Raw genomic sequence first — 1350 nt, forward strand, 5'->3', positions numbered from 1 at the left:
GCTGATGGGAAACGGGTTAATATTCCCGTACTTCTTATAACTGCGATGGAGAGACGGAGAAGGCTATGCCTACCGGGCGTTGGTTGTCCCGGGGAAAGGCTGTAGGCTGAGGTGTTAGGCAAATCCGGCACCTTAAGGCTGAGAGTCGAGACCACTGGTCCTTTGTGACCGGGAAGTGGTTGATGCCATGCTTCCAGGAAAATCTTCTAAGCTTCAGGTTATAAGGAACCGTACCCCAAACCGACACAGGTGGTTGGGATGAGTATTCTAAGGCGCTTGAGAGAACTCGGGTGAAGGAACTAGGCAAAGTGGTACCGTAACTTCGGGAGAAGGTACGCCGCTGACGGTGATGGGATTTACTCCCTAAGCTATCGGCGGTCGCAGTGAAAAGGCCCCTGCAACTGTTTATTAAAAACACAGCACTCTGCAAACGCGTAAGCGGACGTATAGGGTGTGACGCCTGCCCGGTGCCGGAAGGTTAATTGATGGGGTTAGCTTCGGCGAAGCTCTTGATCGAAGCCCCGGTAAACGGCGGCCGTAACTATAACGGTCCTAAGGTAGCGAAATTCCTTGTCGGGTAAGTTCCGACCTGCACGAATGGCGTAATGATGGGGGCGCTGTCTCCACCCGAGACTCAGTGAAATCGAAATCGCAGTGAAGATGCTGTGTACCCGCGGCTAGACGGAAAGACCCCGTGAACCTTTACTATAGCTTCACAGTGGACTTTGAACCTGTTTGTGTAGGATAGCTGGGAGACTTTGAAGCAGTGACGCTAGTCATTGTGGAGTCGTCCTTGAAATACCAGCCTGGCATGTTTGAGGTTCTAACCTGGGTCCCTTATCGGGATCGGGGACATTGTGTGGTGGGTAGTTTGACTGGGGCGGTCTCCTCCCAAAGAGTAACGGAGGAGCACAAAGGTACCCTCAGCACGGTCGGACATCGTGCAACGAGCGTAAAGGTAGAAGGGTGCTTGACTGCGAGACCTACAAGTCGAGCAGGTGCGAAAGCAGGTCTTAGTGATCCGGTGGTTCTGTATGGAAGGGCCATCGCTCAACGGATAAAAGGTACTCCGGGGATAACAGGCTGATACCGCCCAAGAGTTCATATCGACGGCGGTGTTTGGCACCTCGATGTCGGCTCATCTCATCCTGGGGCTGAAGCCGGTCCCAAGGGTATGGCTGTTCGCCATTTAAAGAGGTACGCGAGCTGGGTTTAGAACGTCGTGAGACAGTTCGGTCCCTATCTGCCGTGGGCGTTGGAGATTTGAGAGGAGCTGCTCCTAGTACGAGAGGACCGGAGTGGACGAACCTCTGGTGTTCCGGTTGTCACGCCAGTGGCATTGCCGGGTAG

General features: G+C 53.9%; 1 rRNA gene. It reads left to right on the plus strand.

The features are described 5' to 3' along the window. A 23S ribosomal RNA gene (locus tag A3730_RS12250) occupies positions 1 to 1350 on the plus strand; the annotation flags it as partial.

It is taken from the genome of Alcanivorax sp. HI0044 (genome assembly GCF_001634945.1).